This is a genomic window from uncultured Gimesia sp. (assembly GCF_963976445.1).
Lineage (GTDB): Bacteria > Planctomycetota > Planctomycetia > Planctomycetales > Planctomycetaceae > Gimesia.
In genome coordinates, this window is record NZ_CAXBKP010000008.1 from 145,828 (window position 1) to 170,495 (window position 24,668).

21 protein-coding genes are annotated in these 24,668 nt (G+C 48.9%); 4 read left to right on the top strand and 17 right to left on the bottom strand.

Going from position 1 to position 24,668, the window contains the following annotated elements; translation table 11 throughout:
* Window positions 1-8: 8 nt before the first annotated feature.
* Both AAC022_RS11305 and AAC022_RS11310 read right to left on the bottom strand, forming a co-directional pair.
* Window positions 9-959, bottom strand: coding sequence for a hypothetical protein (locus AAC022_RS11305; protein WP_339730988.1), 951 nt, complete (start codon window positions 957-959; stop codon window positions 9-11).
* Between the two features lie 210 nt (window positions 960-1,169).
* Window positions 1,170-3,446: a hypothetical protein gene (locus AAC022_RS11310; RefSeq protein WP_339730989.1), complete on the bottom strand. Its 2,277-nt coding sequence runs from the start codon at window positions 3,444-3,446 to the stop codon at window positions 1,170-1,172.
* A gap of 664 nt (window positions 3,447-4,110) precedes the next feature.
* Here AAC022_RS11310 and AAC022_RS11315 point away from each other — a divergent pair.
* Window positions 4,111-6,375, top strand: a complete 2,265-nt coding sequence (locus AAC022_RS11315; RefSeq protein ID WP_339730991.1) for a UvrD-helicase domain-containing protein — start codon at window positions 4,111-4,113, stop codon at window positions 6,373-6,375.
* 166 nt (window positions 6,376-6,541) lie between these two features.
* Window positions 6,542-7,492, top strand: coding sequence for a site-specific tyrosine recombinase XerD (gene xerD / locus AAC022_RS11320; protein WP_339730992.1), 951 nt, complete (start codon window positions 6,542-6,544; stop codon window positions 7,490-7,492).
* A 20-nt stretch (window positions 7,493-7,512) separates the two neighbouring features.
* Here the strand turns inward: xerD and AAC022_RS11325 are convergent, their stop codons facing one another.
* The 10 genes from AAC022_RS11325 to AAC022_RS11370 all read right to left on the bottom strand — a co-directional run bounded on the left by AAC022_RS11325 (window position 7,513) and on the right by AAC022_RS11370 (window position 15,963).
* Window positions 7,513-8,463: a DUF1559 domain-containing protein gene (locus AAC022_RS11325; protein WP_339730994.1), complete on the bottom strand. Its 951-nt coding sequence runs from the start codon at window positions 8,461-8,463 to the stop codon at window positions 7,513-7,515.
* A 70-nt stretch (window positions 8,464-8,533) separates the two neighbouring features.
* Window positions 8,534-8,968, bottom strand: coding sequence for a hypothetical protein (locus AAC022_RS11330; RefSeq protein WP_339730995.1), 435 nt, complete (start codon window positions 8,966-8,968; stop codon window positions 8,534-8,536).
* 22 nt (window positions 8,969-8,990) lie between these two features.
* Window positions 8,991-9,599, bottom strand: a complete 609-nt coding sequence (locus AAC022_RS11335) for a hypothetical protein (protein ID WP_339730997.1) — start codon at window positions 9,597-9,599, stop codon at window positions 8,991-8,993.
* Complete coding sequence (locus tag AAC022_RS11340) at window positions 9,596-10,027, bottom strand: prepilin-type N-terminal cleavage/methylation domain-containing protein (protein ID WP_339730998.1); 432 nt, start codon at window positions 10,025-10,027, stop codon at window positions 9,596-9,598. The genes AAC022_RS11335 and AAC022_RS11340 overlap by 4 nt, the downstream gene beginning before the upstream one ends.
* Before the next feature lie 49 nt (window positions 10,028-10,076).
* On the bottom strand, window positions 10,077-11,183 hold the full coding sequence (locus tag AAC022_RS11345; protein ID WP_339730999.1) for a type II secretion system F family protein: 1,107 nt from the start codon (window positions 11,181-11,183) through the stop codon (window positions 10,077-10,079).
* Window positions 11,184-11,249: 66 nt separating this feature from the next.
* On the bottom strand, window positions 11,250-12,482 hold the full coding sequence (locus AAC022_RS11350) for a type II secretion system F family protein (RefSeq protein WP_339731000.1): 1,233 nt from the start codon (window positions 12,480-12,482) through the stop codon (window positions 11,250-11,252).
* 84 nt (window positions 12,483-12,566) lie between these two features.
* Complete coding sequence (locus AAC022_RS11355; RefSeq protein WP_339731001.1) at window positions 12,567-13,655, bottom strand: type II secretion system F family protein; 1,089 nt, start codon at window positions 13,653-13,655, stop codon at window positions 12,567-12,569.
* A 79-nt stretch (window positions 13,656-13,734) separates the two neighbouring features.
* Window positions 13,735-14,952: a GspE/PulE family protein gene (locus tag AAC022_RS11360; protein WP_339731002.1), complete on the bottom strand. Its 1,218-nt coding sequence runs from the start codon at window positions 14,950-14,952 to the stop codon at window positions 13,735-13,737.
* On the bottom strand, window positions 14,952-15,401 hold the full coding sequence (locus AAC022_RS11365; RefSeq protein ID WP_339731003.1) for a hypothetical protein: 450 nt from the start codon (window positions 15,399-15,401) through the stop codon (window positions 14,952-14,954). The genes AAC022_RS11360 and AAC022_RS11365 overlap by 1 nt, the downstream gene beginning before the upstream one ends.
* Window positions 15,394-15,963, bottom strand: coding sequence for a sigma-70 family RNA polymerase sigma factor (locus AAC022_RS11370; RefSeq protein WP_339731004.1), 570 nt, complete (start codon window positions 15,961-15,963; stop codon window positions 15,394-15,396). Before AAC022_RS11370 ends, AAC022_RS11365 begins: the two co-directional genes overlap by 8 nt.
* 399 nt (window positions 15,964-16,362) lie before the next feature.
* Between AAC022_RS11370 and AAC022_RS11375 the strand changes: the two genes are divergently transcribed.
* Entirely contained in the window at window positions 16,363-16,884 is a 522-nt protein-coding gene (locus tag AAC022_RS11375) for a shikimate kinase (RefSeq protein WP_339731005.1), read from the top strand.
* Window positions 16,885-16,933: 49 nt separating this feature from the next.
* A complete protein-coding gene (locus AAC022_RS11380) occupies window positions 16,934-17,977 on the top strand; it encodes a 3-deoxy-7-phosphoheptulonate synthase (protein ID WP_339731006.1) in 1,044 nt (347 codons plus the stop codon).
* A gap of 90 nt (window positions 17,978-18,067) precedes the next feature.
* Here AAC022_RS11380 and AAC022_RS11385 read toward each other — a convergent pair whose 3' ends face one another.
* The 5 genes from AAC022_RS11385 to AAC022_RS11405 all read right to left on the bottom strand — a co-directional run bounded on the left by AAC022_RS11385 (window position 18,068) and on the right by AAC022_RS11405 (window position 24,665).
* Window positions 18,068-20,221, bottom strand: a complete 2,154-nt coding sequence (locus AAC022_RS11385; protein WP_339731007.1) for a hypothetical protein — start codon at window positions 20,219-20,221, stop codon at window positions 18,068-18,070.
* The gene (locus AAC022_RS11390; protein WP_339731008.1) at window positions 20,218-21,129 is read right to left on the bottom strand and encodes an ABC transporter ATP-binding protein; all 912 of its coding nucleotides are present in this window, start codon (window positions 21,127-21,129) and stop codon (window positions 20,218-20,220) included. Before AAC022_RS11390 ends, AAC022_RS11385 begins: the two co-directional genes overlap by 4 nt.
* Entirely contained in the window at window positions 21,126-21,521 is a 396-nt protein-coding gene (locus AAC022_RS11395) for a GntR family transcriptional regulator (RefSeq protein WP_339731009.1), read from the bottom strand. The genes AAC022_RS11390 and AAC022_RS11395 overlap by 4 nt, the downstream gene beginning before the upstream one ends.
* Window positions 21,522-21,968: 447 nt before the next feature.
* Complete coding sequence (locus AAC022_RS11400; protein ID WP_339731010.1) at window positions 21,969-22,766, bottom strand: transglutaminase family protein; 798 nt, start codon at window positions 22,764-22,766, stop codon at window positions 21,969-21,971.
* A 393-nt stretch (window positions 22,767-23,159) separates the two neighbouring features.
* Window positions 23,160-24,665 (bottom strand): metallophosphoesterase family protein, encoded by a 1,506-nt coding sequence (locus tag AAC022_RS11405; RefSeq protein WP_339731011.1) that lies wholly within the window; start codon window positions 24,663-24,665, stop codon window positions 23,160-23,162.
* Window positions 24,666-24,668: the final 3 nt, after the last annotated feature.

The following is a 24,668-nucleotide window of genomic DNA, read 5'->3' on the forward strand; positions in this document are numbered from 1 at the left end:
TTCTGCTGTCATTGACCTTGATGGGCTTCCAACAGTGCCTCATTGAGATCGGGTCGAAGGACTGCCGCTTTTTTGATTAAGTTCGTAAGTTCCTGCTTCGCTGATTCCACCTCTGGTCGCGGCGTCATTCTTAAATAGGTTTCACCCGCTTCGAATAAATAGTCAGCCTCGGCACGTAATTTGAGATACTGCTGCATACGGGCGGGTATCTCAGGAACCAATTTGTTCCTGTTTTGCTGCCTCAGCCACTGGATACCCGCTTTATAGACTTCGATCGCGTCTTCCTCACTCAACTTTTCGGGCTTGGTCAGAATCGACTTTGAAAGTCTCTCTTCCCTACTGAGTTCACTCGTCTGATTCCAGGTCACATGATCGTCAGACTGAGAAAACAGAGCTTGCTGATTCGCAAACCGGGAAAATGGTTCTTGCTTCAGCCAACGTTGATCACCGCCATATGTTAACACGCAGAGCGACAGTCGGATCAGGTCACAATCTTTCAGATCGAGCCATTCATTCGTCTGGGTTTTCGACCAGTTTGCCCACTTTGTTTCCATCTCACGAAACATCTTTGCCCCGTATTGAGCTCTAAGCTGACGACTAAGATCGTTGTACTGCATTTCTAATTGAATATATCGATCACAGGCTTTCAAAGCGCGTCGCATGAGTGGATCATTCTGGACTGAGTTTTCCCAGGCAGCTTCCAGTTTTTTTCCGGCGATTCCCACCTGAGTCCAGACAGCTTTAAACTCCGCTTGCTTTTCTACAGAGAGTTTGTTTCGGGGCGGGGGTAACTCGGGAACGCGATCACACACGCGAAAAAAATTGAGAAAGCCATCAAACTGGTTAGCGGCAGAGGCAACTTGAGTCGTGCCCAGGATGCTCGTTAGTGTCAGCAAAGCGATGCTCCAGGTAGATACCCGGTTTGCGGAAGCGGAAGGCGTTATTTTCACATTCTTCATGTTCCGTTCTCTGCAGAAAGTGTCAAACGAAGAAGAAACAGACAGCGCTACATCATTCTGGACGCATATTCATCTGGGGCATTGTAGTGTTGACGTAGCAGGGGGACCAATAGCAATTCTGTGTGGATGATGAGATCACACTACGTAAAAAAAGAGGCGAACCAAACGATTCGCCTCTTTCAGTAATATTCGTCAGCTCGAGAGCTGAGTTTATTTTGCTGCTGTTTTCTCTTCTACAGCAGGTACTGCAGGCGGTACTTCTACAGCGGGCGGTACTTCTTCATTTTTTTCGACTGTTAAGTCGTTTCCAATAGTCAGAGACAACCAACCATCTTTGGTTTCAATACCGGTAATGTTGAGATACACGGTTCGATTTTCCAATTTGGCTTTGATCTGAGAATCTTCAACGCGATCAGGAAATGCTTTTTCCATTTTCTTACGGACAACACCAGCACGGGCAATTTGAGCTGCAATTCGCTCAGGTCGCACAACGGGAGACGATTTGACATCTCCTCGAGTGATGTGAATTTTGCCCCCTTCTACATTGAAATGCAGAGGAACCGTAATGATCTGTGTTGGCACTGCTGTTTCGCCTTTTTGTTCGAAACCGCAACGCAGAATGATATTCAAAGTATTGTCAATGATTTGAATCCGAATGGGATCTTTCTCATCGAAGGCGAGAATATTCGGACCTTTATCTGAATCAACTGGAGGTCGTTCCAGTTTGACTTCGCGATCGAAAATATCGGTAAACGATTTTTCGAATTCGGTGATCAGATCCTGGTCTGAAATTTTACGTCCTTCTAAAGCCATACGCGAGATGCTGTTATTCATCACAGATTCGTGCAGTTGCACAACAACACTTTCATCAGAGTTGATTAAAAGCGGTGGTGAATTGGCAGCCAATTCGCCGGTATCCATCAAACGAGTTCGGATATAAAGATGGCTGTCTGTCGAAGCATAGCTGCGAGCTGATGGGAATAGTCCGTTGTCTCGTAGACGCTTATTGAGTTTGCCACCCACTTCATCATTGGCACGCGTGATTCGTTCATCGACTTCTTCATCAAAGCGAGGACGAACCCGATCACGAACACGTTGTTCAGCAATCGCTTCTGCTTCGCCGCGTAACTCTTCAGTACGACGGTAAGCCATGCTACGCCCGATGCCTGCCAATAGTGGAATTCGATCCAGTTTTGTGCTGGCTCCCACAGTGGTATTGTTTGCATCTACTTTCACCCAGGCAGGCTGAGTCGCAAAGGTATCGCCGTCGAAGTTGATTTCTTTTCCACCCCAGAACTGATGATGACCTGAAGTATAAATCACAGCCTGACTCGTCGTTCCGGAAGTTTCACTGTTCGTCACTCCGGTGAGTGACAGGTCAAAGCGAAGTGTAGAATCGCTAGGCTTGAAATCAACGCCAACTTCTGTGGTTGTTGCCTGATTTCCTGTGACATAAGCACCCAGAATGCAATCGACAACAGGACCAGTCTCACAAGTGCTATCGTTGATCAAGCGGTTGATAAAGTCTTCCGCAACCATCACTCGCAAGTTGTAGTTAAAGTAATTATTTCGCAGAGCGTTCGTTAACGAACCCAGGCCGCCTTCGAGTTCCTGTCGTAACAGAGCATAAGATTTACGTGCTTCAAAGGCGTTTTTGCTGCTTTGAGAAGCTTCGTAATCTTCCAGGTTCGTGACCAGAGCCGTTAATTGCTCGCGTACTTTGTTGAGATCGATTTTGGTGGCTCCGCCCTTTGCTTCGGCCAAAAATGCCTTGACGGATTTTTCGAGATTCTTGAACTGTTTACGATTGAAGAACTTTCTCTGCTCTGCATCTTTCAATGCACCACGCTCTTCGTACTTGCTTTTCAGCGATTTCAACAGGTCGAGCAATTCGACTTCAGAATAACTGTTTTTTAGTTCTTTCTGCAGATCGTTCAACTGCAGGTAATCGACCCAGCCATTGCCATTTTGCAATGTGTCCAAATATTTCACGAGTGCTTTGGTGGCGGCGGCCAGCTGATCCTGTTTTCTCTTCATCTGAGCGGCCTTGATGGCACCCAAGTCCAGATTCAGTGTTTGCAGAACCGCATCAGCAATTTGCACACGTCGCTCAAGGCGGCTGCTATATTCAGCGAGGGCGGCTTGGCCGTCTGCCTCTTTGATCTTTGCCTGCAGTGCAGCCAGTGTCTGTTTCTGCTGATCCAGAGTTAAATCTGATTCATACAGTTTACCCAGCAGTTCAGAAACCTGATCTGCCCACGTGCCCCATTTCCCTTCCAAGCCTTCAGGAAACTCTGAAAGATCTTCAGGAACTTCAACTGGCAAAATGCCTTGTAAGCCGACATCTGCCTTTTGTGGCTTTTTGTCTTCGACAGCCATGGTGGTTGTCACTACCAGTGCCAGACTGGCAATACCTAAAACTGCTAAGCTGACCATACCAAAATAATTTTGGCGTTTTCTGGATGGTTTTGGTTCCGTTGGAAGCATGTCTGATCGCACTCCGTCGACAAGGGGATTCGAAAAACGGCGGCCAATGTTTACAAGAACACAGAACCAAGTCTGGCCCGCATTACAAATTCGTAGACTTAGAAACTACCGTTGTAAATTAAATTATCGTCATTTACCGGCTAGGAATGTGCATTGAATTCACACATCCCTAGACCATTTAACTTTTCAAGCATCACAATCTGCAAAACCCTGTCTATAAGCAGGTTCCGAAAATAATCTCGTTCTTTACAGATGTTTTATAGGTTTTCTTAGTGATATCACGGGCTGAATATTCTAACCAAACACCCCAGCACCCCGCTTCGCTAAAGTCGAAGCATCGATATTCTCATTGTTCAAGATATCCAGGCACGTCATAACACCACCTCTGCGCAGTTTAGTGGACCCACAAATTTTGTGCAATCAACCAAAGCGACTTGAGTTCGCAACATTAACAAAACATACAACAGTCCACCATTATCGAAGCTGAACAGCATTTTATCAAGGGACTTTTACCTCAGACTTTGATCGAGTACCAATTTGCTGATTGTTCTGTTTCAATCCGAAGTGAATAATTGGTGGTCCGATTTGGAATTTCCGAGCGGGCAGCGTACATTGGTGATTTGAGAAAATTGAATCCAAATTAACGATAGAAAAGGAATTTCACTTGGATTTTCAGCAGGTCCTGACACCTCCGCAGTATGCGGCGGTGTCACATCATCAAGGTCCATTACTGGTGCTGGCAGGCCCCGGCTCCGGCAAAACACGCGTGATTACACACCGGATTGCTTCACTGATTCACGCACAGATTCCCGCGCATCAAATTTTAGGGATCACTTTCACCAACAAAGCCTCTGACGAAATGGGTGCGCGGGTTCGGCAATTGATCCCGGACTCGCGCGTAGAAATTTCGACCTTTCACAAATTTTGCGTACGCATTCTGAGACGATACGGAAACGTCGTCGGCCTTGATAGCAACTTCTCCATTTTTGATATGACTGATCAACATCATCTACTTCGCTTCGTCCTGAATGAATTAGACATTGATACCGTCGCCTATAATCCATCAACGATCGGCTCCATGATCAGCCGTGCGAAGAATGACCTGATCACAGCAGAACAATTTGTCGAAGCGTACCAGGAATCGTTCGGCGATCATCTGCAGGCAGTCGCTGCACGCGTCTATCCGGTCTACCAGAAGTTGTTACTCGAATCGAACGCGGTTGACTTCGACGATCTGTTATTGCACGTTGCCAGCCTCCTGAAAGGGTCGCCTGAGCTCCGGGCAACACTGGATGAACGCTATCAATATATCCTTGTCGATGAATATCAGGATACGAACCTGGCGCAGTACCAGATTGTGATGGGACTTTCTTTGAACACACGCAATCTCTGCGTGACCGGCGACCCTGACCAGTCGATCTACGGCTGGCGTGGTGCAAAAATTGAAAATATCCTGCAGTTTGAACGCGATTTCCCAGACTGTAAAACCATTCGCCTGGAACAAAATTTTCGCAGTACCAAAGAAATCTTGAGAGTCGCCGACGATCTGATTTCGCACAACCAGAGACGCAAACCCAAAGCCCTGTTCACAGAGAACCAGGAAGGAACGCCCGTTGAACTGCTCTGCTTCACCGACGAACGACAGGAAGCCAACGAGATTGCGATCCACATTCGAAACGCCGTTGATCAAGGTGATTTTGACTTTACCGACTTCGCTATTTTCTACCGCGTAAATTCACTTTCCAGAGAACTGGAACTGGCTCTGGCGCGCCATAAAATACCGTATCAACTGGCAGGTAGCGTTGCCTTTTATGAGCGGGCTGAAGTCAAAGACCTGCTGTCTTATCTGAAATTAATCAACAACCCGGACGACCGCGTCGCGTTTTCACGGATTGTGAATAAACCTCTGCGTGGGATTGGCAAAGCCACGCAAAACAAGCTGATCCGCTGGGCCGAAGAACGAGGCATCAGCCTGTTGGAAGCAGCCCATCAGGCAAAAGACTGCCCTGCTCTTTCCAAACGCGCCTCGAACATGGTCGCCCGGTTTGCAAAAATGATCTCCGGCTTTTCGATGGCCGACTCCGGCTCGGTGGCGCATTTGATGGAAGCCGTCATCGACAGCACACGCTTGATCGACAGCTGGAAAGAAAGCCCTAATGAAGAAGACCAGCAACGCATTTCCAACGTGAACGAGCTGGTCTCGACAGCGAGAAAATACGACGAGATCTTCGGCGAAGAAACAAACCTGGAAGGGTTCCTGGAAGTCAGCACCCTGGCCAGCGCCACCGACCAGTTAGACCCTGATGCAGGCCGCGTTACCTTGATGACGTTGCACGCGGCCAAAGGTCTGGAATACCCGGTTGTCTTTATCATCGGGGTGGAACAAAACCTGATTCCCCATGAACGCGTTCTGCGCGAAGAATTTCGCGATGGCCTGGAAGAAGAACGGCGGCTGTTCTTTGTGGGTATTACGCGGGCCGAACAAAATTTGTACTTAACCCAAACGCGCGAGCGTTCTTTAAGAGGCCGTCCCTGGAGAACGATTACCAGCGACTTCCTGAAAGAAATTGATGTCGCCGTGAAAGACCAGACGGACAATCTGTTCGAAACGAAATCTCACTTCGACGAATTTGTGGAATCGGTCAAGCGCGGTGAAGTCGATACCGAGGCATTAAAAGCAACAACCCCCAAACGCCCGCTGTTGATGACGGGAGCCGACCTGTTGAAACAGACGCCGGAAGCAGCCGACATTCCACAAGGATTTTCCGTCGGAATGCGAGTCAGGCACCCGCGGTATGGTGTGGGCACCGTCATGGGAATCAGCGGCTATTCCCGCAAGCGAACGGTCAACGTCATTTTTGACGACGCAGATGAAAGCCAGACCTTCATGGCCGCACACTGTCCCCTACAACCGTTGGGACTGCGATAACCTGCTGCCAATTCAAGGCAATCAACGCTTGTTACCGATAAGACTGATTGGTTCCTGTGTGACTTGGCTATGATGCTGTTAAATACCAGTATCGACGGGCCATTACTCTTCTGTTTGATTTTTTTTAAACAGAATTGGTTCACGATCATTCGATTAAAGGTTTTGCATGCCTCCCCGTAAACGACCACCGACGAATTCAAAATTTCAGGTCCGTAAACCGGCAGACCCTGCGGTCCATCTGGAACCGTTTTTGAATTATCTGGAGGCAGAATGCGGAATGGCACTGAATACCATGTCCGCTTATCAATCGGATCTCGTTCAATTTCTGGAATGGTATCGCAAGCAGAAACCACTGCCGCTAAGTGAAGTCGATCTGCAATTTCTGTCCGGTTATCTGCAGCATCTCAACAAACGGAAGCTGGCGGCCACCTCAGTCGCCCGGCACCTTGCATCGATTAAATTGTTTTTCCGCTATCTGGTACTGGAAGGCATTCTGGCGGAGAGCGTGGCGGACTTGTTGAACTCTCCGAAACTCTGGAAATATTTGCCCAAGGTACTGAGCCCCAAAAAAGTGAACGAACTTCTGATGGCCCCTTGCAGAGAAGATCGCTACCCTTTGCGTGATCGCGCGATTCTAGCAATGCTGTATGCTACCGGATGTCGAGTCACGGAAATTGTGAGCCTGCCCTTAAACGCGGTTAAGCTGGAAGAAAGCTATGCACGGTGCGTCGGCAAAGGAAATAAGGAACGGATGGTTTCATTGAATCCGGTTGCTATCGCTGCCGTAGAAGCCTACCTCAAGCACGAACGCCCCGGTTTGACCAAACGCAATCTGTCAGAACAATCGCTCTTTCTCAACCGAGGAGGCAAGCAGCTTTCCCGGATCATGGTCTGGAACATCGTCAAGAAAAATGCGGCTCGCGTCGGCTGTAGTAAAGAAGTCAGCCCGCATACATTGCGACACAGTTTCGCGACACACATGATGGCCGGCGGGGCAGAAATTCGAGCGCTGCAGGAACTGTTGGGGCATGCGAATATTCGGACCACACAAATCTACACTCACGTGGATCACAGCCGTCTAAAAGCCGTGCATCAAATGTATCATCCACGCGGCTGAAGTCATTCGCTGATTCCGATTCAGAAACCATCCATGATCAGCTTTCCATCTGCGCGATTGCCCAATTGTTCAAATAACGCCGCATCGATATTTTCCGAAATAAACCGGACCGAGCCATCTCCCAAGGCAAAATTGGCACCTCCCATATGATTGCTGCCAAAGCCACCGACTTTGAGTAGCGGGTCAATGGGTTCTTCATTCTCAGATGCCCCCTGGCCTGCCGATGAATTATCAAAACCAGGAAGGCGCCCTGCCAGATGATGCGGTAATTCCTGATTGAACGAACCGGTATTCCGCAAGCTGGCACGCGTTCCCGACATCCAACCGAGATCGGTATCATCAAATATCTGTTCGCCGATAAAAATCGTATTGGTACTGCCGTCTGTAATCTGGTCATAGCTGATGCTGCTGTTTAAGAACATGACCCCGGTGTTATCCACATTAATGGGAGCAGCGACTGAGTTATAGCAGGCGGCGTAATTTGTCTGATAGACCTCGATGTTATTTTCGGCGACGGAACGTGTCCGCGATTCTTTGGGATCTGAAGGGCACCGTAGCACAGGAATTTGAACTCTACGGGCTATCTGATTGACGGGTGCGTAAACACTTTGCTTGAAATCAATACTCCGGTACAAATTCGGCTGATCGACAAAAGGCATCAGACCTGCTAACCACCCCATGTGATAACCCACGGGTTCATTTTTGATGGGACCAGTCGGGTTATAAACGCCCGCCGGCAATACTTCGAATGCCATTTCATAATTCTGAATCGCCAGGCTGAGCTGCATCAGATTATTTTTACACTGCGTGCGGCGGGCTGCTTCGCGTGCCTGCTGAACTGCGGGCAGCAGTAGTGCAATCAAAATCGCAATAATCGCGATCACGACCAGCAGTTCGATCAGGGTAAAACCACGGGGCCTTCCCCGCTGCGACAACCGGGCTTGAAGTCTTAAAAGAACATTATTCATCATTCTCAGTTCCTGGGAATATTAAAATGGAAATATAACTGACTCATCAGGATCAATAAAGAATCACTTCTCGTTATTTATCATCATTCGCTTCATAGAATAATTTTTTCGTCCGGGTCACTGTAAATGGCGCCTTCTCAGGATAGTGAACCCGCGCCTGAATCGATATCAGACGATCCTCTTTTCCCTCGGGTTTCAGTGTAATCTCTGCAGACGCTGGATACCGTGTTCCCAGATCCATAGAGCTGATCTGCCAGATTTCTCCCTGGTAAGCAGGGTCATTGAGCCGCTGCTGGGCGGCACGTTCCAATGCCGATTCCAAAATCCATTCCGCCTGTACACGATACTGCTCTTTGATCATTTGCCGTCTCTGCAATAACGCAGACTTCAAAAGCGAAGACATCAAGAGGCTAATCAACAACAGGCAGACCATCACGATCACTAACACAGCGCCCCGCCGTGCTTTGGTCAAGCTGATTGTTGTTTCTGGATTTGATGAACTTTGCATGTGATTGACCCTGATTTCGCGTTTATTTTGTTTCTTTTTCTGGTTGATTGATCCGAATGTCACCCAATCGATAATCGTGGCCAATCGTGGAAATGATCGACAACTCGCTCATCAATGGCCGCTGATTTTTATTCTCATCCACTGTGTTCTGTTGCAATCTGCTCAATGGGTCTGGTTGGTCGATGGAAATCCCCGCCTGATTTAATCGCGCCTGCTGAAAGAAATAGGCGTGGCTCCCTTCCGGTAGATGAAAAGTATCCTGATGCACGCGTTGATCTTGCCGGGTCACAACGCGGGAAATTCGATGCCCTTCGATCTGGTATTTCACGACTTCGTCGTCCGCCTTCCGAATCGTTAATTCGGGACTGCGCTCGGTGGACCCGTTTTGAAAGTTCAGGCTGGTTGCGGCGTGAATATCCGATCGTATGAGACGCGAGAATCGGTGAAAGCTGGATCCCAGCCAGGCCGCTTTGCTCGTTTCGCGTTCCGCGCGCAACACAGTGTGCATCGTGGTCATACTGATGCCCATCAAAACGGTAGCGATCCCCATCGCCACAACGACCTCCACCAGGGAGACCCCCGGGAGCGTTTTGTGCTGCTTGATTGAAAAAGAAAAGCATCGTCGCTTCATTCGTGTTTTTCCTTGAGACAGACCCACGAAGTCAATCGAACGGGGACCACGTTGATCCCACGATGATCATTCCAACCTAACTGGACCTGAATTTTTTTCATGAGCGGCAAACCGCTTGACTCACTGATTTCAATATTTAAATCGGCATTGGGTAATTGCCGTAAAGCACTTTCCGAGAAAACGAATTTGTCGACTTTCGTTTGATTGATGTCATGGAACGGCAGAGCGACCACCCGTTCCATCATATTTTCGACTTCGACAATCGCAATTTGGCGATACTCTATTTGCCTGCGTTCGCGATGCACCCAGTAAATGGCGGGGACAACAATCATCGTAACGGTCATGAGCAAGACGCCGGCGACCATCATTTCCACCAATGTGAATCCATGTCGTCGCTGCGCACGATCAGCACTTGAAGCTGTCCTCATCAATCTGTTTTGATTATTATTTCTCACGATATCAACCAATACTCAAACGTTAAGCCAGAGAGTGCATCAAATTCACCAGGGGTAAAAACAGACCGATCACAAGCACGCCCACCAGACAACCAATGCTCAAAATCATCGCCGGTTCGAGGTATTCTCTGATCAATGTCATCCGATAATCGATACGCCGCTCGATGCTTTTTGCAATCGCTTTGAGGGCCCAGCCCAGATTACCTGCCCGCTGCGCAGACTGTAACAACCGCACTTCACTCGGCGTCAACAGGCTAAAATCATGCAGCGCGGTCCAGCAATCATTGCCTTTGCGAATGTCTTCCAGAATCGCACGAAACCGTTGTGATAGAAACCGGTTTGATGTGGTGCGCGTTAACGTCTCAAACGCTCCCATTAACGGACGCCCCGATTCCGTCGTGATATGTAAAAACCGCAAAACGTCAGGAGCCCTCCCACGCGGATAAAGACCGGGAACAGAATTCCAATGCCCTCTACGTTCGAGAAAATCCAGCCTGATTAAGAACAAACGGGCCAGGTAAACCATGAGACCGAATGCCGGAAAGACCCAGAAATATTTGACGAACCACTCTGACGTCTGAATAATACTCACGGTTAAATCTGGCAATGCCATATCAAAGTTTAAAAAGATTTTTTTCAGTTTGGGAATGACCCAATAGCAAATAAATCCGATGATACACGCCATAATCACCAGGACGGAACTGAGATAAACAGAAACTCCGGGCCGTAAAAAATCGCGTTCATTCCGCCGTTCGGTACAGACCTCCGCCGCCAGCGCCAAGGCAGAAGGTAGCGTTCCCGATTCGGCACCCGCTTTCACCAGAAAGTAAGCGTTCGCAGGAATCACATTCGGAATCGTCTCGATGGCTTCTGCCAGCGGCACTCCACTTCTGAGTAAATCAATCAGCCTTAAAACCTGATATCTCCACCGGCCTCGAATATCTTTTTCAAATGCTTCCAGCACATCCAGCAGTGAAAGTTTTTTCTCGGCAGCCACCGCTAAAATTCGCAGCAATGCGACTTGTTGTGAGTAATTGACGCGACCGAAGAGTGGAAAAATCCCGCGTGCCCGAAGAAAGGGGCTTCTTTCAAATTGAAAAAAGTGATTAAAACGAGACTTCTGATCCATAACGTGACGATCTCTGATTGTTGAAGTTTGAGTAGCCGGGAAATGAAACGTAGCGGTAACTTGTGACTATGCAAGCAAGTTCATCAGTTGAATCAAGGGGGCCAGCATAGCGATAAACAAAAAGCCCATGAGCGTTCCACAGAAGATGATAATGAGTGGTTCTACCACTGACGCAAAAAATGTAATGCGAACTCGGGTTTGACTGTTCAACATGTCGGACAGCGCATTCAGAATCTCGACGGAATATTTGGGCCCCGGATGAGACGTGTTTCCTGTCTGGTTTGCCAGTGCCTGTAAAAAAGTAGTCGGGAAAATGTTTAATGATGCCAGAGAAGCAATTTCTGCCTGCCCAGAGGAAACCGATTCAGAAAATTGCCGACAGGCGGCACGAATTTCAAGGTTACTCGAACTCTCGCCCGTCATTTTCAATGCTTCGAGAAACGGAATATCATTATCAACCAGCAGCGCCAGCAAATGCGAAAACCGGGAAACCGTAATCCCGCTCAAGAGCCCCCCGATTAAGGGCAGGCGGTAAACCAGTTTCTGCGTCCAGACCTGCCCTGTCTCTGTTCTCATAAACCACAGGCAGCTTACGAAAGCCAGCAAGCCTCCAGGCAGATACCACAACCACTGGGTACGCAAAAAAGTGGACCATTGAAACAGTTTCAGGGTGACGGAGGGCAGATCAATTTGAAAGTCGAGATAGATCGATTCAAACGAAGGAATAATCCAGAGCATAATGCTCAAAAACATCAACGATGCGAATGCCAGCAGAATCAACGGATAACTAAGCGAGATCAGCAACTGGCTTCGCATCTCAGAAAGCTGTCTGGTATGGGCAACATAGTCCGCCAGTATTTCGCTCATTTTACCCGATCGAGTACCAGCATGAACCAGTGCACAGAGTTCTCGCGGTGCTTTGGAATCGGCTAACACGGTTTCCAGATCATTGCCGGCATTCAGCTGTGATGCCAGATCCTGGACGGCTGTGCGAAGTCGCGCATTTTCGATTTCATGTGAGACGGCTTCCAGTCCCATCGACAGTGGCAATTTGGCCCGCGTCAAATCGGACAGATGATCCGAAATCACATCGAAGTCCCGTGAGGACAGCTTTGTTAAATTAGCCGTCGTTGCCGAGTGAGTCGTCGCAAATTCCAGCGTCGCTTCTTCCTCGATCCGTTCAATCTTCACACCCTGATCCTGCAGCAGACTTGCGACTTCATCCCGGTCAGTCGCATGAATACGGCCTGATACGTTTTTACCTTTTGAATTGATTCCCTGGTAACGATACCAAATCATCTGAACCGAACCCTGCAAAACAAACAATCACTACAAACACACTTCATTAATTAACACCACTTATCTTGTCTTAGATTTAGAACTTCACGGATTCGCCAATTGTTTAAGCATATCGGAGAATGGGAGAAATAATACGAGAGAATAACACAAAACGGTTCCGCCGCCGATAATCGTGCCGGTGAAGATCGGAAACAAGACTCTGAACCAACGTGTATAATGGGCCGCTTTTCTCCGATACATATCGGCCGCATTTTTTAATGCCAGACTGAGCTCGCCTTGATGGTTTTTCGTCGTTAACAGCCAGGTCAGCAGGGGTGGCCAGCCATACTCTTTGGTCGTGTCACCCGTTTCAAACTGTGCACTTAAATGCCGCTCTGCCATCAGGTTTGCCGATTTCACTAACTGATCATCGCCGGTTGCTTCTGCAGCCAACACAATCGATTCGGCAAACGGAATGTTCTGCTGAATCAGCAGCGACATGAGTTCTGAAAAATTGCCGTAGCGATAGTAGTTGGCGATTTTCTGCACACCGGGAATCCATCCGATCAGGCGGCTGGTCCCTTTGAAATTCAACAACTGGGAACTGCCTGTGCGCATCCATAAAATGACAAATACAAACAGCAATAATGGCGGAACCAGTCCCCAGTAAACAACCGTTGATTCCAGCTTATTTAAAAATTGAAGCGGGCCCGGTTCACCCAATCGAAAGACTTCATAAGCAACATTAAACCGCGTAAGTATTTCGAATAGAAATACCAGAAACAGCCCATAGGCCAGACTGAAGACAATCAGCGGATAGACCATCGCCATCCCGATCTGGCGTCGTAAATGAAACAGCTCCCAGGCATAGTTTGACATTTCTTCCAGAGCAACCGTTAGCTTTCCGGATTTAATCCCGGCTTCAACAATCACGCGATACACCTTGGGAAACCGCGCCCCTTCGGATTCCATCGCTTCAGCCAGAGAACTGCCCCGCTCCATTTGATCGGCTAATTTTGTACTGATCTTTCCCAGTCGGTCCGGCAATTCGTTACCCATTTCGCGCAAGCCAAGTTCCAGGGGAATTCCCGCCTGAACCAGTGAAATCATCTCTTCATTCAAAGCGATTAATTCATCAAGCTCGAATCTGGTTTCGTTTGCCTCTTTAGATTCTGAGTCGTCTCTTGAATTCATGTGCCCACTCTCTTAGTCAGAATCGCTCGATTTTCGTGATGCTGTAACCTCACCTTTAAATTGAGGAAGTCCACGCCTCTCAATGTTCCAGACGCGTCATACCCAGAACCCGGCGTACTTCCGCAGAACTGGTGATTCCCTTGTTGACCGCTTCCAATGCCCGATCCCACTGCGTTCGCATTCCCGATTGAATCGCCAGTTGATGCAGTGCACTCGCGTCGGCTTGATTCAAAATCGCGTTCGCTACATCCACCTGATTCGGCTGCAACATTTCAGTCAGCACAATGCGACCCGTGTATCCGGTCTGACCGCAGTCTACACAACCGACGGGGACTTTCCATTGCTCGACAGGCAGTTCCAGCCGCTCTTCTTCCGCATTTGAAAACGTGGCACAGGAACAAAGCCGCCTTAATAATCGTTGACTCAAAATCGCGAGCAACCCGCTGCGTAGCAGGTAAGGCTCGATGCCCATGTCAGACAAACGACTGACGGCCTCTGTGGCACTACCCGCATGAAATGTGGTCACAACCAGATGCCCGGATAGCGAGGCCTGAAATACGGTTTCCGCGGTTTCGCGATCCCGAATTTCACCGACCATGATCACTTCCGGATCCTGCCTGAGCAGCGACCGTAGTCCCAGCGCCATATCGAAACCGGCGGCCGGATTCACCTGTGATTGTGCTACGGTAGGAACCACCACTTCGATGGGGTCTTCCAGTGAAGCCAAGCTCCGTGTGCCTTTTGACTGACGAATGATTTCTCGCAGGCAGGCGTAGATCGTGGTGGTTTTCCCGCTACCAGCGGGCCCCGTCATCAACACCACGCCTCCGGTCTGCGTCAGTAACCGCTTCAGTTCACCAAGAATTTCTTCCGGTAGATTCAGGCTCTCCAAATGCCTGTACTGCCCCGAACCGACGAACAGCCGCACGACCACCTTTTCTCCATAGAGAGTTGGAAACGTGCTGATTCGTGTTTCGACAGCCTGCTCGCCTTGTTGACGAATGCGGCCTTCCTGCGGTACATCGGTCCGATAAGTCAATAAATGCGAAATGACTTTCAATCGCGCGGTAATCCGCGGCGCCAGCTCATGCGAAAAATCGGCAATGTGATGTAAGACGCCGTCAATGCGCCAGTCCATCCGCATCTGATTTTCAGTTGGCAGGAGATGTATATCGCTGGCATTGACCGATTGTGCCTGCGTTAAAATGCAATCCACCAGCTCTGTGACGTATTCCGGATGGTTCTCCGGTTTATCAGGAAGCTGTTCCTGGAAACGTTGGGACAAAGTCGCCTGCATCAATCGCCTCGATCAAAGATCTGCTCGATTGTACCCGCACGCTCATTCCGAAATCGAACAACGGCTTCAACGAGCCCCCATTCACCAGATTGTTTCAGAGTTGCCTGCACGGAATTCCAATCAGTCTTGATTACCTCGGGTCGCCTGGCTGGTGTCGAAATTCCTAAAACCTGGCTGCCTTTAACATAAATAGTTTTGGACCAGCCCGGCGCACTATCGGCGGCTTCTGTTGGTGTCTGCTTTGAATCCCGCGTAAGAAAGCACAACCCAACCGCCAGAAAAAACGTACCGAGGGCAGCGAGACTGCGCCTGCAAACTCGACGAGACCGCGTCTGCCGTGCGGCATCCAGCACTTGCTGACGGTGACCAACCCGCAAGGAAATGCCAGGGTCAGCAGCCGCCTTCAGTAACTGCGCTTCCAGAAAATTGTGATCTTCAAATTCAAACATTAGTATCCTCATGCGCCATCGGACGCAGATAGTTGTCTAACTTTTGGAGTGCATAACGATAACGACTGGCCACGGTATTCGGCGATTCATCCAGCACGCTTGCGATTTCCGCAAAAGTCATATCTTCCCAGATTTTCAAGACCACGACTTCAGACTGATTCGTGGGAAGACGTTTCAATGCATTCCTGATTACCTGAGCCTGGTCATTCTCTTCCACAATTTCTGAATCACGCGACCAGAGCTGTCTGCACTGAGCAAAAATCTGTAGCGGTTTTCGCTTCTGCAGAATTCGTAATGCTTCGTTTCGCGTGACTCGTAATAAATAGGCCCAAGGTTGTTGTGCGGTTGCTAAGATTTTTGGTTTCATCGCCATCCGCACCATCGTCGCTTGAATCGCATCTTCAGCATCGGGGGTATTTTTGGTGACTGTCACCGCATAGCGAACCAGACGATTCGCCGTCAAATCGTACAAAGAACCTAACCGAACCACGCCATGATCTTGCAGATCGTTGGCACAGCATCGGATCTTCGCAGCAAATTGAGCCGGTGATAGCTTATCCACGATTGAATTCGATTCTTCAAGCTTCCGAAAAAACTCCGGTCATCGTTATAGAACCATAACGATGACGTCCTAACAGAACTGTTAAGATTTTTTGACGAGTAAAATTCCTGTGAAATTTCCACAAACATCAATTCAACACTTGTGCTGGTCTCAACCAGAAAATAACAATTTATTTTTCAGCAGAATTTCCACATAGTTCCTATTAGACCTTATTTGCGATAATATTTGTTTTCCTTTTCTCTGAATTATTGTTGATTTTTTGAAACAAGACTGAACACCCAGCGCAACTTATTGCTAAATAAACAGATACGACATTTATGTTTTTGCGACCCAACCATTCTCAAGACCCGCTGAGCCCCCTCTGTCCGGACTCTCCCCAGGCTTGTGGGGAGATTTGTAATGCCCTCTGAGACCCCCCCCGGCTCGAAAGGCGTCGTCCTGATAGGAATGCCCGGCTCCGGAAAATCGACCGTCGGAAAACTACTGTCTGAACAAACAGGTCTGCCTTTCCTCGACACTGATGCATTAATCGAAGCAGGCGAGTCGAAGCGGCTCGCAGCAATCATTGCCGAACATACGGCAGAAGGGTTCCGCGCCATCGAGTCGTCGTATGTTCAATCGATTCAATCAGCAGGATCCATAATTTCTACCGGAGGAAGTGTCTGTTATAGCCCCGAAGCCATGCAACATCTCGGCACTCTTGGTAGGATAGTCTGGCTGGATGTCTCCCCTGATGTGCTGGAGCAACGCTTTTCAGACGCCTTTGAGCGGGGCGTTCTGATTGAGCCGGGTACGACCCTGGCAGACTTGTACAATAGTCGCTTCCCGCTCTATGAAAAATATGCCCAATTGAAAATCGATGCCTCCCTGTTGACCCCGCCGGAAATCGTCTCCCAAATCCGTCAGCAACTGGCACTCTAACAAGATAAACTGATTCCGATCACTTAAGTAACGAAAACGATTGAAAACGATGCAACCCATTCAAAACGTCAACATCCATGAAACGATTCGCCTGGTTGCTCCGCAGGAATTAAAAGACACCTACAAGCGCACTGAAAAAGTCACCCAGAGCGTCGGCGAATCACGCGAACAAATCAAACGCATCCTGTCGGGCGAAGATCATCGGCTGATCGTCGTCGTTGGCCCCTGCTCGATTCACGATCCGCAAGCCGCCATCGAATACGCCCAACGTTTAAAAGCGCTCTCTGAAAAAGTCGACGACCGACTCTTTCTGGTGATGCGAGTCTATTTCGAAAAGCCCCGCACCACGGTCGGCTGGAAAGGCCTGATCAATGACCCGCACCTGGATGGTACATTCGATGTCTCCTCGGGGCTGAAAATCGCCCGCCAGTTATTACTCAAGATCGGTGAGTTGGGTGTCCCGGCAGCAACAGAAATGCTGGAACCGATTACGCCGCAGTACATCGCCGATGCGATTTCGCTTGCCTCCATCGGCGCCCGTACAACGGAATCACCGACTCACCGTCAAATGGCCAGTGGACTCTCAATGCCCGTGGGCTACAAAAACGGAACCGACGGCAGTCTGGATGTCGCGCTCAACGCGATGCTTGCCGCCCAAAGCCCGCACAGCTTTCTGGGAATCGATGCCGATGGCCAGACCTGTGTCGTCAATACCAAAGGCAACCCCTGGGGGCACCTGATCCTCCGCGGCGGTCGTTCCGGCCCGAACTATCAACAAGAAAACCTGGAAGAAGCCGCCAAGAGTCTGAAAGCGGCTGGCCTCTCCCCCCGTTTCATGGTCGACTGCAGTCACGCGAATTCCAATAAAGACTACCGCAATCAGGGAATAGTCTGGAACAACGTCATCGATCAGCGCGTCGCCGGCAACAACACAATCATCGGCTTAATGCTCGAAAGCAATCTGCACCCCGGCAACCAGAGCTTGCCCGAAGATCTCACGCAACTCCAATACGGCGTTTCGATCACCGACGAATGCATCGACTGGGAAGAAACCGAACAGCTGATTCTCTCCGCGCACGAGAAACTGTCGTAAGCGAGTGATTTTTCGGGGATCGGTTCTGTTGCCAACAACGGGATGCATTCCAGCAAAGTCTATTTAGCCTCGGATCGTGCACCTCACTGATTAGCCCCATTCTCGCTTCAGAGCTGCGTAATACATCAGTACGTTCAAGCCAATAGCGGCGGGGATAGCGATCAGTGCCATTTGAATGAGAAGCCGCACGTCCTCTGGTCCGCCAACCGGGTTACTCTCATTTAAAATTGCTACGGGTGCTAAAGTAGCAAATGGTAGGACAGACAATACGAAAAAGCTAAGAACGATGACCCATGATCGTTTGAAAGCTAACACTGAAGAACTGATTCCGATTAGCCATAGCGGGCCAGCGATTCCAAGGAGTAAAAGCATACCCAGAATCTCTATTTTTCCGCCCGGCGCATCGAATAAACGAGGGACACTGAGTCCGATTAAACAAATCACAGCTAACCAGTGATCCAGTGCCAGCGACAAATACAATTGCTTTACGAAATGGTTCCTGCTGACGGGGCGCATCGATTCCAGTTCCAAACTTTTGCGTCTTTGCCACCAAATGATTGCGGGAATTACGATCGCCATACCACAAGGACCTCCCAATGCAACCGAAAGGGAACTTCGATTGTGAGGGAATAGTTCCTCACCAGTAAAGTAACAATGCATCCCCTGGAACAGCAGACCAAAGACGACCACTAACAAAAAAAATGTGAGGACCCCCAGCGGGCGAAACGTATTGCCTTGTCGCCAGAGATGTACCATATTCCAGGTGGATCCACCACCGTATTTCAATTTAGTGAGGCCATGATCAATGAACCAGAAAAAGAGTCGGGTCTCCTTTTTCCATTGAATCTGTTTAGAACGTTGTGAACCCCAGGGTGAATACGCAGGCACGCTGTTATAGGTTTCATTTACCATATCTGTGATTGCCGAGAGTTTGGTAATACTCCAGAAGATGCAGGCGATTTCAATTCCAATGATGGTCAGAGAAAGTATTGGCATCTGCCCCCACAGAAACCAGATGGCGGTGCTGGCAATGGTTTTAAAACCCAGGTTCGTGAATTGGGGAAAAAGCCAAAAGAGACTGATCAGCATCGGGACAGCCAACCATTTCTGGTAAGTTTTTCCTGAAAGTTGGGCGATGAAAAAAATGCAACAGATCGCTGGCGAGAAGAGAACTAGATTCAGGCTGGGGAGCATTCCAAAACCGTAGCGTAAAAGAGCGAACCAAAAGAGTAACACTCCAACCGAAAATATCCCCACTGCTACACGACGATGTGGAACCAGATAGTGCGGCACCACTCTGGCCGCGGGTGAAATAAAGTGCGCCCAGAGCTGAAGGGACACGATAGAAAACAGGATCACCATCAAAAATATTACCCCGCTGATGGCTTGGATTTTGTTATTTGAATACGTGATCGGTAAAGCGCGCACGGGCAGAAATGCACTTTTTTTGATCTTACGAACATGATCCATATAGAACCAATTTGCATACACCTCTTTTAAGGTGGGATGATTTCGCAACAAGGCGATTTGTTGTTCGTTCAGGTCGATGTAATCCCACGCTTGCGATTTGCGTGATTGCCCTCGATGCGCTTCCAAATTTTGGCTCACGCTCAGTGTGAGCTGCTGAAGTTGTGGAATTTGAACAACGTTTTCCAGAATGTCGGGAGCGGCATCGAATAAATGCAGTGCCAATAACTTCACGTTTGACATCTGAGAAATTTCATCTGGATGTTCTTCCAGAGTGAGCGCCAGCAATTCGATCTGAGACACTTTTTTTCCAAATCGCTGTAAAGCACCACCGGGAAGTCTGTGCTGATTGATTACCAGCGCATCCAACTTGGGAAGCTGGCAAATCTGGTCGACATTCGCGTCAGTCAATTCGAAACCTCTCAAATCGAGGTAAACCAAATTCTGAAACGGACTCAAATCGGGTAGTGGATCATTGACATGTAACCTGATTAGATTCAGCGCGATGACATCCTGGGGATCAACGTGTTCTAAGAATTCGGTATATGTCTGAAGACTCTTTTCCTCGCTCCGTTTTGGAGTTTCGGAATCTACATAAACTCTCTCAATTCGACCTGGAGCATGTGGCCTGGGGCCGATCTGTATGACATTGCCGTCTACCTTCCCCACCGCCATATACACCAAGAACGGCAATAAAAGAATCACCAACAACAGGACAAGGGGCCGCTGCCAGTAAGTTTTGAGGATTTGTTTGTACTGATTGGATTGCACGCTCATAAGATGACTTCCGCTTCTGAATGAGTGGAGACGCCCGACAGTTCCAGAAAAATTTCTTCTAGATTGAGGTCTTCCACAGTAAACGTCGCGTTTAACTCTTTTGTGAACGATTCCATGAATTCGGGCCGAAAGTTTTTCACCGCCAACAACGCATGTTTGCCGTCCACTTGCGAGCGAAGTGTCCCGGGAATATTTAAGCTGAGTGGCAGGTCCGTCTCTGCTGAAATGCGGATGCGTTTTACCTGATGTTTGAGTGAATCCAATTCCCCTGAGAAGCCAATCTTGCCTTCTTCCAGAAAAACCACATGCGATGCGACCCGCTCAAGGTCGGACGTGATATGAGTCGAAAACAGGATCGTATTTTCTTCATCCTCAGTGAACTCAATGAGAGATTGCAGGAACTGACGCCGCGCTACTGGATCGAGGCTGGCCACGGGTTCGTCCAATACCAATAGTTCAGGATGGTGGCCCAAAGCCATAATCACCGCCAGCTTTTGGCGTTGCCCCACCGAAAGTGCTCCCACGCGCTGCTTCTCGTCCAGGTTCCATTCTTTCATCAGCCGCGTCACGTAGGCATAGTCCCAGTGTTCATAGAATGCACCAGTATATTCCGTCATTCCTTTCACAGTCATCCAGGGGAGCAATGCGAATTCTTGCGAGACGTAGCCTAAGCGCGACTTTGCTGTTGCACTCAAATCCCAGGACTTCTCATTGAATACCGTACTCGTTCCAGAGGTCGGTTTGAGTAGCCCCAGCACACATTTAATCAGCGTGGACTTCCCCGAACCATTTGTGCCCAGCAAACCAACAACCTGCCCCGATTCAACTTTAAGATCTAAGCCCGTCAGAACCGGATTGTCTTTGAATTGTTTCTGCAAATTGGTAGCTTGGATGATTGTCGTATTCATGATTTGTACTCCCGCAGCAATTTTTTAACAACAGATTGAATCTGCGCATCGTTGAGCCCTAATTGACGCCCCCGTACGATGGCCTGGTCCATCAGCGGCTTGAGTTCCTGCATGCGTTCTTTGAGATTGCCAGAATGGGCTGACTTCTGCACTTGCATTCCCTTGCCTCGCACACGCCCTACAACCTCGTCCGCTTCCAATTTGGAATAGGCTTTGGAAATCGTCATCGGGTTCACACCCAATTCCGTCGCCATTTGCCGCACACTGGGAAGCATGTCTCCTGCACCCAAATATCCGCCTGCAATCATCGCATTGATCTGTTCGATGATTTGCAAATAAATGGGTACTCCCGAAGAGGGGTGCACTTCAAATTGTGTCGGCTTTATCGTCATTCGACCCTCTTGACATATTGGTGTATCACTACACTAATACACCAGTTGCCCGAAAAAGTCAACTTGAGTTATGAAGTAAGTTCATGCATCTTCAAAAAAGAGGTGCTCAAGAAACGCAGTCAACGGCTGAACTTTAGCGTAGGACGCATTTTATGCTGTTAGCCTGCATTAAAAACTTATCTCAGCCCATTCGAAAGTTGGGGGACCCTGGCCCTCTATAAACCTCTCGTCGGAATTACAAACGGCTTCGGTGGTGTCGTGTGAAACTGCCGTGCGTTTGTGTTGTTAATTGGGGGGGGGGAACCATGAAAACACCCACCAAAGAACTCTGGATGGACGCGCCGGCAGATCGTGTTGCTTCACGATGATGTGGAACAGTTGGTCACAGATAGAGGTGTTACTGATGGGTTAGTATCATTAACGCGATTGCGTGACATACTCGCACCCTCAATAAACGGGAGCCGGGATCTGCTCGATGCTGACTTGCAATTGTAGCAAATCGACGGGGTCGCCGAATTGCGTGTAGATCGCAACATCGGCAGCATCTCGACCATAGGCGATCGCCACACGTCCTCCCTGCAAATTATCCTGAGTCGGATCAAACATGTACCACCGCCCGCCAACATAGGCTTCGAACCAGGCATGCAGGTCCATCGGTTCCAGTGTCTCCAGATAGCCCACAACCATACGGGCAGGAATCGAGAGTGCACGGCAGCAGGCAATCCCTAAATGGGCCATGTCACGGCAGACTGCCTGTGTTTTCTCATTCACTTCACAGGCGCTGATAATTTCCTGTCCTTCGCCAGGGGCATACTTTAAGGTTTCGCGAATGTAGTTGACGATCTTAGTACACTGGTCATATCCCGGAGCCACTCCTTCAACGAGGGAGGAAGCCATCTGCGAAAAGCGATCTGATTCACAATACCGGCTTGGCAACAGGAAGGGGAGCGTTTCATCGGGTAACTTTTCTACCGGAATGAAGTAAGCTCCGGGAGACGAATCTGAAGTGTCTGCCACTTGGATATCAAACGATGTTTTGATCGAAAACTCTCCAGCAGGCGCCACTAGTCGCTGACAGAGATTACCAAATGGATCGGTGAATTCGACGGCAGAGACACTGGGAGTCAAAACATATTGTTCGCGGCCCACCCATTGCTGATTCCCGCTGCGGGGACGCAGCATGAGCAGGAAGGGCGTGTCAACGGGAATATTGAACTCAAGCAAGCAGGAAGCATGTAGCCACATGACAGACTATTTCCAAAAGGATTCTCTTTCCAGGGACCGGATATCGAATCAAACGACGGTGGAGACTCAATCGATCTCATTCTCTGCCAGATTCGAGGCGTCGATCTAAAACAAGAGATTGCTTTGAATAAACTCCCCGGTGAATTAATGCCGGAAGAACCAATGATTGTGTCATTATTATCGCAGGAAGCGATTCAAAAGATAGAGCCTCAATCCAGACAATTCGATTTTACGAAAAATGGATCGAAGAGCCGGCTCCCTTCGATCCCAGTCCCGAACGCTACCACCACAACCGCACGGCAAGCTGTCGTGAGCGGGTTTACTGGTCTATTCCAATTCCGGCTAATCATATCTGCAACGCTTTAATTGAAGGACGAAACCGAACGGAACGATTCACTGATCTTTACGCGTTACCTTCGGAGAAGGTGCCTGGTCAGCAAACCGATTTTTGCCTGTTTTATCTTTATTGATGGTAAATTGATCGTAGAGCTGACCTGTTGCCGTTTTTGCCTGATAGATCAAGCGATCCTGTTCAACGGTAATCACCTGATACAGTTGCGTGTCTTTAGCACGTTGCCGAAACGGATTCGACTTGATGGTTTCTTCGGGGTACTGCTTAAGATCATACATTTTAGGGCCACTGACTGAGACGACATAAACGGGCCCGCCTGATTCATCAGCCACACGCAGGCCGGTGGCTACATTCTCTTCCTTCTCAAGTTTCCGGCTTAACTGAAGATCAATCGGGCCGGAACGACCATAACTATGATCGTGGCCCTGAAGCACCAGATCAACTTTATATTTCAGGTAGAGCTGCTGCCAGGTATTTCGCAGTTCCGGATTGTCGCGTCTTACACTCGAAGAGTAGATCGGATGATGGTGTGTCAGAATGGTCCAGCGATTTGGATTGTTCTGCAGGACTTGCTCCAGCCAATCCGTTTGTGCCTCCACCTCTCTATTAGAATCGAGGCCGATGATTCGTACTCCCTGCACGTCAACATAAAAGATATTTTCCGTTGATCCTTCAGGCCCGTTATCAGGAAACTCAAATCGCTGCCCCCATCTTCTGCTGAGTGTTTTAGGAATATCCGCATCGACGACACCAGCACCCGCAGCAATACGGTCCCGGTCATACTCATGGTTTCCGGGAATCGCCAGCTGAGGAACCGATGCAAAGAGCCAACTACCGCCGTGGAACCACTCACCCCATTCCTGATCGTTATTGCCACGATTTACCAGATCTCCTGCATGCAACATAAATGTCATACGAGGCGCATCTCGAAATGATTCTCGGATCAGGCGGGACCAATGACTTTTGACATCATTTTGCGCATCGCCGACATACACAAACCGAACTGGTTCGACGACGTTGCCCTCTGACTTTTGGGCTGTTCGAAAATGAATCCATTCACTCCAGGCATAATCGGCAGTCGCGGGCTCAACACTCTTTTGATCTTTTTCAGACAATTCAACCGTGCGGCGGCTGCCAACTCGATAAGCATATAATTGCCCCGGTTCCAGGTCATTGAAGGTCACGGAATGCATCTGCACGCTTCCCAGATTCGTTTTCAGCTCTGAAGTTTCCCCTTTGAATAACGTTGCCTGAAAGACAAACTTAGGACCAGCTTCTGCTATTGCAATTTCAGCGACAGCATCTGCGCCGGCTTTACTTCGCCACGTGACCGAAAACGACGTTGCGGGGTCTCCCTTCCATGAAGCCAGAATACGATCGGGAACATCCGTCGCAACTGGCAGCGTTGGTTCGACAACCATCCCTTCATAAGCACGTTTATGCCCAAACACCGTTTCTTCTTCACCGTAAGCAATCACAGAAAAAGCAATCACAGAAAAGCAGGATCCGATCAGTGATAGAAGACAAATACTTATTAATTTCAGCATAGT